At 60.1% G+C, this 14,597-nt stretch carries 14 protein-coding genes, 1 tRNA gene and 2 rRNA genes (1 of these 17 running past the window's edge); 10 read left to right on the forward strand and 7 right to left on the reverse strand.

Translation table 11 applies throughout. The annotated features are described in order from the left end of the window. The 4 genes from FZ934_RS16555 to FZ934_RS16570 all read left to right on the forward strand — a co-directional run. Positions 1–1,376, forward strand: a 23S ribosomal RNA gene (locus FZ934_RS16555); it begins 1,425 nt to the left of the window's first position. Between the two features lie 220 nt (positions 1,377–1,596). Continuing rightward, a 5S ribosomal RNA gene (gene rrf, locus FZ934_RS16560) occupies positions 1,597–1,711 on the forward strand. A 236-nt stretch (positions 1,712–1,947) separates the two neighbouring features. Further along, positions 1,948–2,024, forward strand: a tRNA-Met gene (locus FZ934_RS16565). Between the two features lie 277 nt (positions 2,025–2,301). Further along, positions 2,302–2,763, forward strand: coding sequence for a GFA family protein (locus tag FZ934_RS16570; RefSeq protein WP_153271959.1), 462 nt, complete (start codon positions 2,302–2,304; stop codon positions 2,761–2,763). A gap of 41 nt (positions 2,764–2,804) precedes the next feature. Here FZ934_RS16570 and lepA read toward each other — a convergent pair whose 3' ends face one another. Beyond that, positions 2,805–4,637 (reverse strand): translation elongation factor 4, encoded by a 1,833-nt coding sequence (lepA, locus tag FZ934_RS16575; RefSeq protein ID WP_153271960.1) that lies wholly within the window; start codon positions 4,635–4,637, stop codon positions 2,805–2,807. A 140-nt stretch (positions 4,638–4,777) separates the two neighbouring features. Here lepA and FZ934_RS16580 point away from each other — a divergent pair, with 140 nt between their 5' ends. Further along, positions 4,778–5,344 carry a helix-turn-helix domain-containing protein gene (locus FZ934_RS16580; protein ID WP_153272477.1) on the forward strand — a complete coding sequence of 189 codons (567 nt, stop codon included), beginning with the start codon at positions 4,778–4,780 and terminating at the stop codon, positions 5,342–5,344. 20 nt (positions 5,345–5,364) lie between these two features. Continuing rightward, the gene (locus FZ934_RS16585) at positions 5,365–5,886 is read left to right on the forward strand and encodes a GNAT family N-acetyltransferase (protein ID WP_153271961.1); all 522 of its coding nucleotides are present in this window, start codon (positions 5,365–5,367) and stop codon (positions 5,884–5,886) included. A 6-nt stretch (positions 5,887–5,892) separates the two neighbouring features. On the opposite strand, the gene FZ934_RS16590 is transcribed toward FZ934_RS16585, so the two are convergent. The 3 genes from FZ934_RS16590 to FZ934_RS16600 form a co-directional block, all read right to left on the reverse strand. After that, positions 5,893–6,360 carry a group III truncated hemoglobin gene (locus FZ934_RS16590; protein WP_153271962.1) on the reverse strand — a complete coding sequence of 156 codons (468 nt, stop codon included), beginning with the start codon at positions 6,358–6,360 and terminating at the stop codon, positions 5,893–5,895. A gap of 94 nt (positions 6,361–6,454) precedes the next feature. Beyond that, positions 6,455–7,291: a carbon-nitrogen hydrolase family protein gene (locus FZ934_RS16595; protein ID WP_153271963.1), complete on the reverse strand. Its 837-nt coding sequence runs from the start codon at positions 7,289–7,291 to the stop codon at positions 6,455–6,457. Between the two features lie 60 nt (positions 7,292–7,351). Beyond that, positions 7,352–8,047 (reverse strand): LssY C-terminal domain-containing protein, encoded by a 696-nt coding sequence (locus FZ934_RS16600; protein WP_246737811.1) that lies wholly within the window; start codon positions 8,045–8,047, stop codon positions 7,352–7,354. A 207-nt stretch (positions 8,048–8,254) separates the two neighbouring features. Between FZ934_RS16600 and recF the strand changes: the two genes are divergently transcribed. From recF to FZ934_RS16615, 3 genes are read left to right on the forward strand one after another with little or no spacing between them, the layout of a single operon-like run. Further along, positions 8,255–9,379 carry a DNA replication/repair protein RecF gene (gene recF / locus FZ934_RS16605; RefSeq protein ID WP_153271965.1) on the forward strand — a complete coding sequence of 375 codons (1,125 nt, stop codon included), beginning with the start codon at positions 8,255–8,257 and terminating at the stop codon, positions 9,377–9,379. Beyond that, a complete protein-coding gene (locus FZ934_RS16610) occupies positions 9,376–10,200 on the forward strand; it encodes a molybdopterin-synthase adenylyltransferase MoeB (protein ID WP_153271966.1) in 825 nt (274 codons plus the stop codon). Before recF ends, FZ934_RS16610 begins: the two co-directional genes overlap by 4 nt. Next, entirely contained in the window at positions 10,197–10,670 is a 474-nt protein-coding gene (locus FZ934_RS16615) for a GNAT family N-acetyltransferase (RefSeq protein WP_153271967.1), read from the forward strand. The genes FZ934_RS16610 and FZ934_RS16615 overlap by 4 nt, the downstream gene beginning before the upstream one ends. Here the strand turns inward: FZ934_RS16615 and FZ934_RS16620 are convergent. Then, positions 10,667–11,668 (reverse strand): 2-hydroxyacid dehydrogenase, encoded by a 1,002-nt coding sequence (locus tag FZ934_RS16620; protein WP_153271968.1) that lies wholly within the window; start codon positions 11,666–11,668, stop codon positions 10,667–10,669. The two genes, FZ934_RS16615 and FZ934_RS16620, sit on opposite strands and share 4 nt — an antisense overlap. 181 nt (positions 11,669–11,849) lie before the next feature. Here FZ934_RS16620 and FZ934_RS16625 point away from each other — a divergent pair, with 181 nt between their 5' ends. After that, entirely contained in the window at positions 11,850–12,389 is a 540-nt protein-coding gene (locus FZ934_RS16625; protein WP_153271969.1) for an SH3 domain-containing protein, read from the forward strand. On the opposite strand, the gene FZ934_RS16630 is transcribed toward FZ934_RS16625, so the two are convergent. Then, on the reverse strand, positions 12,382–13,374 hold the full coding sequence (locus FZ934_RS16630; protein WP_113362043.1) for an adenosine kinase: 993 nt from the start codon (positions 13,372–13,374) through the stop codon (positions 12,382–12,384). The genes FZ934_RS16625 and FZ934_RS16630 overlap by 8 nt on opposite strands. Before the next feature lie 157 nt (positions 13,375–13,531). Continuing rightward, on the reverse strand, positions 13,532–14,302 hold the full coding sequence (locus FZ934_RS16635; RefSeq protein ID WP_153271970.1) for an adenylate/guanylate cyclase domain-containing protein: 771 nt from the start codon (positions 14,300–14,302) through the stop codon (positions 13,532–13,534). Between the last annotated feature and the right edge of the window lie 295 nt (positions 14,303–14,597).

Below are 14,597 nucleotides of genomic sequence, written 5' to 3' on the forward strand. Positions count from 1 at the left end.
ACCACGTTAATATTCGTGGGCCTGGTGGTAGTGACGGATTGCTCAACTTGTAAGGTCTTATTGGATTGATCTTGCAGGGACGCGGTTCCAGGAAATAGCTCCACCGTATAGACCGTACCCGAAACCGACACAGGTGGTCAGGTAGAGTATACCAAGGCGCTTGAGAGAACTATGTTGAAGGAACTCGGCAAATTGCACGCGTAACTTCGGAAGAAGCGTGACCCCATTTTACGCAAGTATGATGGGGTGGCACAGACCAGGGGGTAGCGACTGTTTATCAAAAACACAGGGCTCTGCGAAGTCGCAAGACGACGTATAGGGTCTGACGCCTGCCCGGTGCTGGAAGGTTAAGAGGAGAGGTGCAAGCTTTGAATCGAAGCCCCAGTAAACGGCGGCCGTAACTATAACGGTCCTAAGGTAGCGAAATTCCTTGTCGGGTAAGTTCCGACCTGCACGAATGGCGTAACGACTTCCCCGCTGTCTCCAACATAGACTCAGTGAAATTGAATTCCCCGTGAAGATGCGGGGTTCCTGCGGTCAGACGGAAAGACCCCGTGCACCTTTACTATAGCTTTACACTGGCATTCGTGTCGGCATGTGTAGGATAGGTGGTAGGCTTTGAAGCGGGGACGCCAGTTTCCGTGGAGCCATCCTTGAAATACCACCCTTATCGTCATGGATGTCTAACCGCGGTCCGTTATCCGGATCCGGGACAGTGTATGGTGGGTAGTTTGACTGGGGCGGTCGCCTCCGAAAGAGTAACGGAGGCGCGCGATGGTGGGCTCAGACCGGTCGGAAATCGGTCGTCGAGTGCAATGGCATAAGCCCGCCTGACTGCGAGACTGACAAGTCGAGCAGAGACGAAAGTCGGTCATAGTGATCCGGTGGTCCCGTGTGGAAGGGCCATCGCTCAACGGATAAAAGGTACGCCGGGGATAACAGGCTGATGACCCCCAAGAGTCCATATCGACGGGGTTGTTTGGCACCTCGATGTCGGCTCATCGCATCCTGGGGCTGGAGCAGGTCCCAAGGGTTTGGCTGTTCGCCAATTAAAGCGGTACGTGAGCTGGGTTCAGAACGTCGTGAGACAGTTCGGTCCCTATCTGCCGTGGGTGTAGGAATATTGACAGGATCTGTCCCTAGTACGAGAGGACCGGGATGGACATATCTCTGGTGGACCTGTTGTCCTGCCAAGGGCATAGCAGGGTAGCTACATATGGAATGGATAACCGCTGAAGGCATCTAAGCGGGAAACCAACCTGAAAACGAGTATTCCCTATCAGAGCCGTGGAAGACGACCACGTTGATAGGCCGGGTGTGGAAGCGCAGCAATGTGTGAAGCTTACCGGTACTAATAGCTCGATTGGCTTGATCGTTCTCATTGATCAATGCTCATCGAACAAAGTTCGATGAGCCATCATCTCTTGTCCTGACGCGCCAAAGGCGCTGCGGACGGCCCGCGCCACGAGGCGCGACGGCTTACCAGCCTGTATGGGTGCAACAAGCATCGTCCAGGCGGCAAAGAGAAAGACGTGTTCAAAGACTAAGAAGAAGGCTCTGCCTTCACCAGCTTCTCAATTTGTTGCGCTTCGCTGACCTGGTGGTTATGGCGGGGCGGCTGCACCCGTTCCCATTCCGAACACGGCCGTGAAACGCCCCAGCGCCTATGGTACTTCGTCTTAAGACGCGGGAGAGTCGGTCGCTGCCAGGTCTGCCAAGCGCAACAACAAATCTTCTCTGATCGAAATCTTCGGCCCAGCCGAAACAAAAGGGCCGCGTAAGCGGCCTTTCTGCTATAATGGGCCCGGAAATAATGGGATGCGCATCGTATCTGCTCGTGCGTCCCTTACAGGAGACAAATCGCCTTCGGCAATTTGCTCCGGCACAGTCCGTCATCGCTAAAGCGACGACGTAGCCGCGATAAATCCCAAAGGGATTTACGCTGGACGCGGGGTGGAGCAGCCCGGTAGCTCGTCAGGCTCATAACCTGAAGGCCGCAGGTTCAAATCCTGCCCCCGCAACCAAATCTTCCATAAATAGATACGCAACACCAAAAGCACCCCATGGGGCTGTTCGCGTTCGGCCGCGGGAAAGAGAGGGTAGTGAGGCCGCAACTCCCTAACCCACGCGGAAACCCGAAACGACAAACTCTCTGGGTGAGACGTCAGCGTGAGACCCGAGATAGCCTTGCGGGGCCGGAAATCATGGTCACAGTCCTCCAACCAGAACAGGGAAAGCAGACCAATTTGACAGCCGAGCACTCGACGCTAGAGTAGAGCGATCCAACAAAGGAGTCGTCTGATGAATGGTCAACCTGCTTGGACTGGTGGCTGCCGGTGCGGCCGCGTTCGGCTGAAAATCAGTGCCAAGCCGCTCTTGACCATGGCATGCCACTGTACGGGCTGCCAGAAGATGTCATCCAGCGCCTATTCGCTGAGCGCCGCCATTCCGGCGGAAGGCTTCGAAATCACCGAGGGCGAGCCTGTCATTGGCGGCCTGCACGGGGCCGAGGCGCACCACTATTTTTGCGGCCACTGCATGACCTGGATGTTCACGCGATCGGAAGGGATGGAGTGGTTCGTCAACATCCGTCCGACGATGCTGGACGACCCGCGCTGGTTCAAGCCGTTTATCGAGACCTGGACACGCGAAAAGCTGCCCTTCGCCGAAACTGGCGCGGTTCACAGCTATGAGGCGCTACCCGAGATGGACGCCTATGAAGGATTGGTGAGGGAATACATGGCCTGCAGCCGAGGCCTGTAGCAGCCCGGCGATGCGTTGCACCGGCCGGGCTGGATGGCTCTTTACTCGTCGCCCATCTTGAGCGCGGCGATGAAGGCCTCCTGCGGAATCTCCACCTTGCCGAACTGGCGCATGCGCTTCTTGCCTTCCTTCTGCTTTTCCAGAAGTTTGCGCTTGCGGGTGGCGTCGCCGCCGTAGCACTTGGCCGTCACGTCCTTGCGGAGCGCCGAGATCGTCTCGCGGGCAATGACATTGCCGCCGATAGCGGCCTGGATCGGGATCTTGAACATGTGCTTCGGAATCAGATCCTTCAGCCGTTCGCACATGTCGCGGCCGCGCTTTTCGGCGGACGCGCGGTGGACCAGCATCGAAAGCGCATCGACCGGCTCGCCGTTGACGAGGATCGACAGCTTCACCAGATTGCCTTCGCGGTAGCCTTCAAGGTGATAGTCGAACGAAGCATAGCCCTTCGAAATCGACTTCAGCCGGTCGTAGAAATCGAAGACAACTTCGTTGAGCGGCAGCTCGTAGGTCACCATGGCGCGCGTGCCGACATAGGTGAGCTCGGTCTGGATACCGCGACGGTCCTGGCAGAGCTTGAGGATGCCGCCGAGATAGTCGTCGGGCGTCATGATCGTTGCCTTGATCCAGGGTTCGCGGATTTCGTCGATCTTGACGACATCGGGCATGTCGGCGGGATTGTGCAGCTCGCGTTCGCTGCCATCGGTCATCGTCAGCTGATAGACCACAGAGGGTGCCGTGGCGATCAGATCGAGATTGAATTCACGTTCCAGGCGTTCCTGGATGATTTCGAGGTGCAGCAGGCCAAGGAAGCCGCAGCGGAAGCCGAAGCCGAGTGCGGCGGATGATTCCATCTCGAAGGAGAAAGACGCATCGTTGAGGCGAAGCTTGCCCATCGCCGCGCGCAGATCTTCGAAATCCGCGGCATCGACAGGGAACAGGCCGCAGAAGACCACAGGCTGCGCCGGCTTGAAGCCCGGCAAGGCCTGCGCCGTAGGCCGCTTGTCTTCGGTTATGGTGTCGCCGACGCGCGTGTCTGCGACTTCCTTGATCGAAGCGGTGATGAAGCCGATCTCGCCCGGCCCGAGACTGTCGACATTGACCATCTTCGGCGTCAGTACGCCGACGCGTTCAACCTGATATTTGGCATCCGTACCCATCATCCGGACCGTCTGCCCCTTGGTCAGCACGCCGTCGATGACGCGGACGAGAACCATCACGCCGAGATAGGTGTCGTACCAGCTGTCGACGAGAAGCGCCTTCAGCGGTGCTTTCTCGCCACCCTCACTCTTCGGCGCCGGCAACTTCTGGACGATGGCCTCCAGGACGTCGGGGATGCCGAGACCGGTCTTGGCCGAGATCAGCACCGCTTCCGAAGCATCGATGCCGATGACTTCCTCGATCTGTTCCTTGATACGGTCGGGCTCGGCCGCAGGCAGGTCGATCTTGTTGAGAACGGTGACCAGCTCGTGATTGTTGTCGATCGCCTGATAGACGTTGGCAAGCGTCTGCGCTTCCACGCCCTGCGATGCGTCGACGACAAGCAGCGAGCCTTCGCAGGCCGACAGCGAACGCGAGACTTCATAGGCGAAGTCGACGTGGCCGGGAGTATCGATCAGGTTCAGGATGTAGGTGTCGCCATCCTTGGCCTTGTAGTGCAGGCGCACCGTCTGGGCCTTGATGGTGATACCGCGCTCGCGCTCGATATCCATGCTATCAAGCACCTGCTCGGACATCTCACGCTCGGCCAAGCCGCCGGTCGATTGGATCAGGCGGTCTGCAAGCGTCGATTTGCCGTGGTCGATGTGGGCCACGATCGAGAAGTTGCGGATATGGGAAAGCGGAGTGGTCGGATTGGTGCTCATGCGCGCCATATAGCAGTGCTGCCCCTTGCCGCAAAGCGGAAAAGCAGGAGTTCGTTTACGATAAGTGGCCGTTTTCGGGATGGTAAGATAGGTCTTGATTCCATCATTAGACTATGCATTTCTACGATAGTGGAAAATGAGATCCGATGATGGAACAGGAACTGGAAAAGGCGATCGCCAGTCGCATTCGCAAACTCCGAATGCAGAAGAATTTGACGCTGGATGACCTCGCCCATGCGTCGGGCGTCAGCCGTGCGATGATCTCGCGAATCGAGCGCGGCGAGGCGAGTCCGACGGCATCGCTACTTGCGCGGGTGTGCGCCGCGCTCGGTCTGTCGCTGTCGGCGTTCTTCGCTGAAGAGGGCGAGGTCTCGCCGTTGTCGCGCCGGCAGGATCAGCAGGTCTGGCGCGATCCGGAGACGGGATACGTCAGACGCTCGGTTTCACCGCCTGGCACCGCGTCCGATGTCGACATCGTCGACGTCGAGTTCCCGCCCGGCGCTCGTGTCAGTTTCCCGCCGCATGCAGCAAGCAGCGGCATGACCCAGCATGTCTGGCTGTTCGACGGCGAGATGGAAATGACCACGGGCGATCAGGTGCATCGCCTGCTGCCTGGCGACTGTCTCTTTATGCCGGTCGGCGAAGGCCACGTTTTTCATAACCCCGGCAACATTCCGGCTCGCTATTGCGTCGTGCTTGATCGACGCGGCCGCTAGTTCATTTCAGGAGAAAAGTAATGACCGCAATGATCCGCCTTCTTAGCGCAGCTGAAGCCCGTTTAGCGATACCCGATCTTTGCGAGGTGCTGGCTGACTGCGTCAACGGCGGCGCCTCCGTCGGCTTCATGCAGCCCTACGCTCCCGCCGATGCCGAGCCTTATTGGCGGGGCGTTGCCGACACCGTTGCTTCGGGCGCAACGCTGCTGCTGGTGGCCGAAATCGGAGGCCGGATCGTCGGCACGGTGCAGGTCGGCGCGGCACAGATGCCGAACCAACCCCACCGCGGCGATCTGAAGAAGCTGCTCGTGCATCGTGCCGCGCGCGGAAAGGGGCTGGCGCGCTTGCTGATGGAAGCTGCCGAACGCGAAGCCGCCTCGCGCGGCATGACACTCCTGGTGCTCGACACGGCAACTGGAAGCGATGCGGAGGTGATCTATCCGCGGCTCGGCTGGGAGCGGGTCGGTGTGATTCCCGATTATGCGCTATGGCCGGAAGGCGGCCTCTGCGCCACGACATTTTTCTACAAGCGGGTTGCGTGAAAGAGCTCAGGCAGGCTTTCGCTGCGGATCGTCGAGTGCTGGATTGTAGAACAGCGATAGCGTCAGGCTCCTGGCGATCCGCTCAGCGGTCGCCATGAACCAGGCTTTGGCCTCCGGGTTCGGAGCGATATCGTCAAGCGTCTCGGAAAACAGCGCCAGCCACTGCGGGAAGAGATCGGGCGACATGTTCGCGACACCCGTATGCGCCTGTACTGGCTTGCCGCCATAGGCGCCGCTCCGAAAAGCGACCGATGACCAGAAGCTCTTCATCTTCTGCATATGTTCGGGCCAGCGACCGGAAAGGCGGGCATCGAATACCGGCCCAAGCGTTGGATGCTGGAGTACGCGCCCATAGAAGGTGTCGACCAAGCGATCGACGAACGCTTCATCGATGCCCATCGCCTTCATGTCGGCTTCGGCACGCTCGCGAATGGCGGCCACGTGCGCGGCGCGGCCCTGTATTTCCGTATCCATCATGAACTCCGGCATGTCGCACCCCGCGACCTCGTTCATATAGGCAGTTTGCAGTGTGAGATGAAGGCGCTGCGGTGCAAGGCAGCATTGCGCTTCAATAAGCGCTTCTGTCTTTGGTCCTGGGATTGTCGACCGTCTTCTCGCGATAGATCTCGCCCTCACGTGCCTTCCGCCGCCAAGGTCGAGCCTTCTGCAGTGGAATGTCGTAGAGAGGGTCTTCGCGATCGAGCACCGCAGTCACGAGGTGCGGTTCAGGGGCAGCTGGGCATTGCGTCACCCATCGCCCATCCGGGCCGATGACGCCGGCCGGGCCTTTGGCGGCTTTCTGCACCGGTGTCGCTGCGCCGATCCAGATGCAGTTCAGTCCCGCATGAGCGCGAAGCGCAATCTGGAAGTATTCGGCAATGCCGTAGGAGGAGAACAGCACGGCATCGACGTCGAGTGCTTCATATTCCTGAAATACCTCCTGAAATTGAGATTCGATGCAGATGGCACAGCCGAAACGATAACCGTCGACTTCGAAGGTGATGGGTGCCGTACCTGGTGAGTACCAGCCGCCGAGCTCGCTGTTCGACAGGAACCTCTTGTCGTAGCGGGTGAGAAGCGCGCCTTTCGCGGAGAAAATGTAGAGACTGTTGTGGGGCGGACAGCTTTCCGTCAGCCGATGTGCCCCGCCGACAACCGCAAAAATACGGAGCTCTCCGCAGAGATCCGCGATTGCTTGAAGCTCTGCCTCCTGCTTTTTCCAGTCGAAACCTCTCCAATCGTCGGGATGCAAGATCTGGAACTTGGCGTATCCAGAAAGCGCGCCCTCGCAGAAATTGATGACATGCGTGCCGCACGCGGCAGCAGTCGTGATCATGCATCGGATTGAGTTGCCGTTTGCCGTGATATCGGAAGAAACCAGCGTCTGCGCAGCGGCAATCTTCATGAGCGGACCTCGTGTGATTCGGGGGCCATCTTCAGCCGATTTGACGCGACATGGAAGCGGCTAGGGCGTGGCCGGGCGACGCAGCACGCCGATCAGCGCTTTACCATCGGTGAAATATGGGTCGCCACCACCGTTGCGGCCGGTCTTGGTAGCCCCGATGCCCGGGATCTCATAGGTGGAGGACAATTGCCCGGCGGTCTTGAGGTCGCCGATAACAAGATCCCGCTCGGCATCGACATCCGGCGCAATATGATGGGTGATCTGGCCGGTGTCGTGGCTGAAGCCGACGCCACGGTCGAAGCTCGCCGAGCCAAGCCATAATGGGCGACCATCCGCACCGGCGCTGCCGGTTTCCCAAAGGCGGACGTGGTGGCGCTCGTCGGCGCTCTTGCCGACGGCCTTCTCAAACGCCAGATCTTGTTTGCGGCCCGCGAACAGCAAGGGGCTGACCGGCGCGTCGAGATCAGGTCGGTCAAGCACGACGCTCAGACCGATCTCGGCCGAGGTCCGCAGCGTGATCTTGTCGGCGGGATCCCATCCAGCAGATGCGAAGGCGTGCAGCACCTCCTCCTTGGAGCCGACAAGGCCGACATTGATGGGGTCTCCGGGGATGTCCTGCTCGGTGGTCGTGACCATCGGCCCAAATTCGGCGATACGACCGGCGTCGCGGCGGATCCATATTTCCGGGATCAGAAAATAGGCGGCAAGCAGATATGCGACCAGCAGCACCGCCACGCCGCCAATTGTTGTCCGCATTCTCCGCAAACGTCCCATCGCGCGCCACCCTGATCTCGATCTATTCTACGGTGTCAGGGCAAAGAGCGCCAACATCGACTTTCATCGCTGCGATGTCGCGTCCGGCTGTTTGTTCCGGCCTGTCATCGGAGGTCTTACCGTGTTCAGCACCCTTGCCATTGGGGCTCGCAGCGCTTAGCTCTCGGGCTCCACGAATCCGGATGTCGAATGCCGCAAAAAGTCTCTCTTTCCCGTCTCAAGCTGACCGACTTTCGCAATTATGCGTCTGCCTCGTTGTCGCTCGACGACAGGCACGTGGTGCTGACGGGGGACAACGGCGCGGGCAAGACCAATCTGATGGAAGCTGTCTCCTTCCTTTCGCCGGGACGAGGGCTGCGCCGCGCTACCTATAGCGACGTCACGCGCGTTGGTGCGACCGCAGGCTTTTCGATCTTTGCGGAACTCGACGGCATGGATGGCGAGGTGGAGATCGGCACCGGTGTCGACACCACCGATGACAGCGCTTCCCGCCGACTGCGTATCAACGGCACGCCGGCAAAATCGGCCGATGAACTGACCGATCATCTGCGTCTACTGTGGTTGACCCCCTCGATGGATGGCCTGTTTACCGGCGGATCGTCCGAACGCCGGCGTTTTCTCGATCGGCTCGTACTCTCGCTCGATCCGGCCCACGGCCGCCGTGCCAGTGATTTCGAGCGCGCCATGCGCAGCCGCAACAAGCTGCTCGACGAACGCCGTTTCGATCCCGCCTGGCTTTCCGGTATCGAACAGCAGATGGCGAGCCTCGGTATCGCGATGGCGATGGCGCGTCAGGAGATGCTTGACCTGCTTGCTCGTCTGATTGACGAGACGCACGAGACCTCGCCCTTTCCAGCCGCCGCGCTGGAGCTTGCGGGGTTCATGGATGGCCAGTTCTCCCGCCCCGCCGTCGACCTTGAGGACGAATATGCCGCCATGCTTGCGGATAGCCGCTACCGCGACGCCGCAGCCGGTCGCACGCTTGAGGGTCCCCATCGAGCCGACCTGCTTGTGCGCCACCGACAAAAGCAAATGGACGCAGCCCGCTGTTCTACCGGCGAACAGAAAGCCCTTCTGGTCGGATTGATCCTGGCCCACGCCCGTCTGGTCGCCAATCTTACCGGCTATGCGCCGGTCCTCTTGCTCGATGAGATCGCTGCGCATCTCGACGAAGGCAGACGCGCCGCGCTCTTCGACCTGATCGACGCACTCGGCGGCCAAGCTTTCATGACCGGTACCGATCGCGCGATGTTCTCGGCTCTAGGCGAGCGCGCGCAATTCTTGACCGTTGCCGATGGAAAGGTTTTCGAATGACCGATGCCGCTTCCCCCTCAACCAAAGGCCGTGCTAGCATCGCGCCCATGGAACCCCTCAGCCCGGAAGAAATCGCGCGATATCAGCGCCATATCCTGCTTCCCGAGATCGGCGGCGCCGGTCAGCAGAAACTGAAAGCTGCCCGAGTGCTCGTTATCGGTGCCGGCGGGCTGGGCGCACCAGTCCTGCAATATCTGGCCGCGGCAGGCATTGGCACGCTCGGCATTGCGGATGATGACCGGGTTTCACTCTCGAATCTGCAGCGGCAGGTGATCCACGATTCCGGAACGATCGGCGAAATGAAGACCGAAAGCGCCGCCTTCGCGATCGCCCGCCTGAACCCGCACGTCAACGTGATCCGCTTCGAGGAACGCTTTTCGCCTGACACTGCGCGCCGTCATCTGTCGGGCTTCGATCTGCTGATAGACGGGTCGGATAATTTCGATACCCGCTATACGGCGGCTGACGCTGCCGAGGCCGCGCAAATCCCGTTGGTGACGGGCGCTGTCGGCCGCTTCGATGGTTCCGTCACGGTTCTGAAGCCTTATTCTACCGCTGAAGACGGAACGCCAAACCCGACCTATCGCGATCTCTTCCCAGAGAAGCCGCCAGCGGGATTGATCCCTGCCTGTGCTGAGACCGGCGTCATCGGTGCCTTGACCGGGGTGATCGGCACGCTGATGGCGATGGAAGCAATCAAGCTTGTCACCGGCACCGGCGAACCATTGGTCGGTCGGCTATTGCTCTACGATGCGCTCGCCGCGCGCTTCGACACGATCCGCTACAAGCGTCGCCGCGCAAGGCAAAGCCAGGCATCATGAACATCGTGCGTATCGATGAGGATTTTCGACGCTGGGACGAACTGCTGGCGCTGATACTATCGTCCTTCGCCTATATGAACGATCGCATCGATCCGCCGTCATCTGCCTTGAAGCTCAAGCCGGCGACGCTGGCGGAAAAGGCGCGCGCCGAAATCGCCTACGCCGCGACGGATGGCGATATCCTGTGCGGCTGCATCTTCCTGCGCCCGGAAGAGGGCTGCCTGTATGTCGGCAAGCTCGCCGTGGCACCAACTGCACAAGGCAGAGGCATAGGCCGACAGCTGTTGGCCCTCGCCGAACAAGTGGCACGAGACCGCGCCCTGCCGTTCCTGCGGCTGGAGACCCGCATAGAGCTCGTCGAAAATCATGACGTCTTCGCACGCTGGGGATTCGAGAAAACCGCCGAAAACGCGCATCCCGGCTTCACCAGGGTAACGTCGATCGAGATGCGCAAGCCGGTCTCGGCTTAGCGGCCAGGCAGCACCCGATTTGGCGGGCGATGGCCGTCGATGAAGGCGCGGATGTTGATGATCACCTTGTCGCCCATGTCGATGCGCCCTTCGATCGTTGCCGAGCTCATGTGCGGCAGCAGCACGACCTTGCCCTCGTTGGCAAGCTTGATCAGCTTCGGGTTGACCGCCGGTTCGTTCTCGAAGACATCCAGACCCGCACCCGCCAGCTTGCCCTCGCGCAAACTCTTGATCAGTGCCGCTTCGTCGATCACGTCGCCGCGCGCAGTATTGACCAGATAGGCCGTCGGCTGCAACAGGGCCAGCCGACGTGCTGAAAGCAGGTGGAACGTTGCCGGAGTCGAGGGGCAATTCACCGAAACGATATCGACGCGAGCAAGCATTTGATCGAGGCTTTCCCAATAGGTCGCCTCCAGCTCGTCCTCTGTCGCCGGGTTCACGCGCTTGCGATTGTGATAGTGGATCGAAAGACCAAAAGCCTTGGCGCGGCGCGCAACTGCGGTGCCGATCCGGCCCATGCCGACGATACCGATGCGCTTGCCGTGAATGCGTCGCCCAAGCATCCAGGTCGGCGACCAGCCGGCCCATTCGCCGGGCTCGTCCGTCAATATTCGCGCACCTTCACCTAGCCGGCGCGGCACCGCGAGAATGAGCGCCATCGTCATGTCGGCCGTGTCTTCGGTGAGCACGTTCGGCGTATTCGTAACCGTGATTCCCTTCCGGGCAGCCGCCTCGACATCGATGTGGTCGGTACCGTTCGAGAAGCTCGCGATCAGCCTCAGCTGCGGACCTGCCTCCTCGATGACGTCAGCGTCGATCCTGTCGGTGACGGTCGGAACCAGAACATCGGCGCTCTTTACGGCGGCAACCAGCTCAGCCTTGGAGCGTGGGGTATCATCGATATTGAGTTCTGCATCGAAGAGCTCGCGCATGCGTGTCTCGACCGCATCGGGGAGCTTCCGCGTAATGTAGACCTTCGGTTTTTTCTTCGTCGTCATGTGCGCCGGCGCTAACTTGTAAAGAGGTCCTTAACCAAGACGCGGGATAATTTCCCCGTTCCGGGCAATTTCTACCAGACCCGCGCGCGAAGACAAACAAAACTCGTTCAGCGTGCGCAGGAATGTCGAGTTCCCGGCGTCAGGCAGCAGTCCTGCCCTCCACTGAGCAAACGGAAGTCCCATGCATAGCAAAGTCCTGAAATCTTGCCTCGCCCTTGCGATCGGTTTCGTGCTTTGTGCGGGAACGGCTGAGATGGCCGCCGCACAGGCGGCCAAGGGACCGAGCGGCCTGCCGTTGCCGCGTTTCGTGACGCTCAAGTCCAAGCGCGTCAACCTGCGCATCGGTCCCGGTACGGATTATGCGGCCTCATGGATGTATCTGAAGGCAGGCCTGCCCGTCGAGATCATTCAGGAATACGACAACTGGCGGCAGATCCGCGATGCCGACGGCACCGAGGGCTGGGTCAACCAATCGTTGCTGTCGGGCACGCGTGCGGCCATTGCCGCCCCGTGGATGAAGGGCAAGGGCAAGTCCGTCTATGTCAACATGCGCCGGGATGCCCTGCCGTCGGCAACCGTCGTTGCCAAGCTGGAACCCGGCGCCATGATGAACATCGGCGAATGCAATGGCGACTGGTGTTTCGCCAAGAGCGACGGCGCCGAGGGTTGGGTGGCGCAGTCGGAAATCTGGGGTGCTTACCCGGGCGAAGCCTTTAAGTAAGCTTCGCCTGCTTGCCGGCGTCGGCAAGCGACTTCATCGGCCGCGGACCGATCTGCTGGATCACGATGCCGGCCGCGAGGCAGCCGAGCTTGCCGCAGTCTTCAAGCGTTCGGCCCTGTGTGTAGCCGTAGAGGAAGCCGGCGGCGAAAAGATCGCCCGCACCCGTTGTATCGACCAGTTCCTTGATCGTAATCGCATCCACGTAGAAACGTTCGGTACCCTTGAGGATCACGGCACCGTTCTCGCTCATCGTCACGGCTGCGATCTTGCAGTCCTTGGCAATGCTGTTCAGCGCCACTTCGAAGTCGTCGGTCTCGTAAAGCGCCAGCGCTTCCTGGCGATTGGCGAAGACGATGTCGACGGTGCCGGAACGCATCAGGTCGAGGAATTCGCCGCGATAGCGGTCGACGCAGAAACTGTCGGAGAGCGTCATCGACATTTCACGGCCGTTCTCGTGGGCGATGCGGGCGCATTCGCGGATCGCTTCCTTGGCGCGCGGTGGATCCCAGAGATAACCTTCGAAATACGTGACCTTCGACTGCGCGACCACATCGGCCTCGACATCCTCTGGCCCGAGCTCTACGCAGGCGCCGAGATAGGTATTCATCGAGCGCTCGCCATCATCGGTAACGAAGATCATCGAGCGTGCCGTCGGCGGGAACTTGCCCTTCGGCTGCGTCTGGTAGTGGACGCCCTGTGCGCGGATATCGTGCGCAAAGATCTCGCCCAACTGGTCTTCCGCTACCTTGCCGAAATAGGCGGCCTTGCCGCCGAAGCTCGCGACGCCTGCTGCCGTGTTGCCGGCGCTGCCGCCGGAGGCTTCAACCGCCGGTCCCATGCGCGCATAGAGAAGCTCGGCGCGCTCGGCATCGATGAGGTTCATCGCCGCCTTGGTGATCTTGTTGTCAATGAGGAACTGGTCGTCGCAACGCGCGATGATATCGACGATGGCGTTGCCGACAGTCAGAACATCGAATTTGGTCATGAAAGGGAAGGTCCCGGTTTTGGTGATAGCCGGTGTCTGGTCTTAGCGGAATTTCGCGACATGGGAAGCGGAAATGGCTCTGACATGCCACCGGCACCTCTAAAATAACGTATTCGGTGTGCTGGCAGCACCGATCATTGCGGGAACTCGCTGCCAATTAGCGTTCTGCAAGCACGCGTGCGTGCACCGCTTGCTCTATCCCCTTGAGGGTGAGGAGGCGGGTTTCGGCGTCCGACAGAAGCGCCTCAGCGCCAGCGGCTGCCTCCGTCGACACCAGTATCTCGCCGGCGTCGGCCTGCGACTCCAGCCGAGCCGCCAGATTGACGGCACCACCGATCGCTGTGAAATCGCTGCGAAAGCTCGAAAATTCCCCGATCTCGACATCCCCGCTGTGGATTCCGACACCAACGCCGATCTTGCCGCCTTGGACGCCGGCATCAGCAGCGAGGCCGCTCAGCGCAGTCCTGCAATATCGCTGTATATCGAGTGCCGCCATGACAGCCGCGCTGGCGTGATCCTTCCGAGTGATCGGAAAATTGAAGATGGCCATCAACCCGTCGCCCATCTGCTTGTTGACGATGCCGTCATGGGTCCAGATTGCCTGCGCACACCGGTCCTGAAACAGGCTGACGATCTCGCTCAGTCTGACCGGTTCGATCCGCTCGGACAGCGCCGTATACCCTCTGATGTCGGCGAACAGGATCGTCGCCTGCACGGTGACGTGACGCTGCTTCTTCACATAGCGAAAGGAACGCTCGCAAATCGTGCATATATTGGGGTTCATCTTGCTGCGGGTGATACCAAACGCCCGAAAGGGAAGCGCGAGAAGACCGCGGATCGGGATCGGCATGTGCATCTGGTCCCAGCAGCCACGGCAGATGGACGTGGTTCGCTGGCTGCCTGTTACAGTAGCGGAAACTGTGGTCATGCGGCTCAAATCCATTTCGATCGACATGGCGTGCGGCGCGCACAACCAAGCTTCCGATATCCGAGTGCTTTTTGCAACTCCCAGCATCGTCGCAAAAATGCCGTCTCCGCGTCATCTGGCCGTCATCAGCGGTCTCTATATCTCCTGTCAACGAGATTGGAATGAACGGCTTGCGGGTCGTATCCAATCCAGAAGGGAATGATGCCCTTCGACGATACCGGAAGCAATGCTGACCACGGATGAACTGGCAGCCTTGCAGACCGGACTATCCGGTAGAACCGGATGCGGAAAAGCG

Origin of the sequence: Rhizobium grahamii (assembly GCF_009498215.1) — a bacterium.
GTDB lineage: Bacteria > Pseudomonadota > Alphaproteobacteria > Rhizobiales > Rhizobiaceae > Rhizobium > Rhizobium grahamii_A.

Bases quoted from the DNA above. Each gene is read 5' to 3' on its own strand.
- FZ934_RS16570 (WP_153271959.1), top strand. From the start codon at position 2,302: ATGAATGGTCAACCTGCTTGGACTGGTGGCTGCCGGTGCGGCCGCGTT.
- lepA (WP_153271960.1), bottom strand. From the start codon at position 4,637: ATGGCGCGCATGAGCACCAATCCGACCACTCCGCTTTCCCATATCCGC.
- FZ934_RS16580 (WP_153272477.1), top strand. From the start codon at position 4,778: ATGGAACAGGAACTGGAAAAGGCGATCGCCAGTCGCATTCGCAAACTC.
- FZ934_RS16585 (WP_153271961.1), top strand. From the start codon at position 5,365: ATGACCGCAATGATCCGCCTTCTTAGCGCAGCTGAAGCCCGTTTAGCG.
- FZ934_RS16590 (WP_153271962.1), bottom strand. From the start codon at position 6,360: ATGGATACGGAAATACAGGGCCGCGCCGCGCACGTGGCCGCCATTCGC.
- FZ934_RS16595 (WP_153271963.1), bottom strand. From the start codon at position 7,291: ATGAAGATTGCCGCTGCGCAGACGCTGGTTTCTTCCGATATCACGGCA.
- FZ934_RS16600 (WP_246737811.1), bottom strand. From the start codon at position 8,047: ATGCGGACAACAATTGGCGGCGTGGCGGTGCTGCTGGTCGCATATCTG.
- recF (WP_153271965.1), top strand. From the start codon at position 8,255: ATGCCGCAAAAAGTCTCTCTTTCCCGTCTCAAGCTGACCGACTTTCGC.
- FZ934_RS16610 (WP_153271966.1), top strand. From the start codon at position 9,376: ATGACCGATGCCGCTTCCCCCTCAACCAAAGGCCGTGCTAGCATCGCG.
- FZ934_RS16615 (WP_153271967.1), top strand. From the start codon at position 10,197: ATGAACATCGTGCGTATCGATGAGGATTTTCGACGCTGGGACGAACTG.
- FZ934_RS16620 (WP_153271968.1), bottom strand. From the start codon at position 11,668: ATGACGACGAAGAAAAAACCGAAGGTCTACATTACGCGGAAGCTCCCC.
- FZ934_RS16625 (WP_153271969.1), top strand. From the start codon at position 11,850: ATGCATAGCAAAGTCCTGAAATCTTGCCTCGCCCTTGCGATCGGTTTC.
- FZ934_RS16630 (WP_113362043.1), bottom strand. From the start codon at position 13,374: ATGACCAAATTCGATGTTCTGACTGTCGGCAACGCCATCGTCGATATC.
- FZ934_RS16635 (WP_153271970.1), bottom strand. From the start codon at position 14,302: ATGACCACAGTTTCCGCTACTGTAACAGGCAGCCAGCGAACCACGTCC.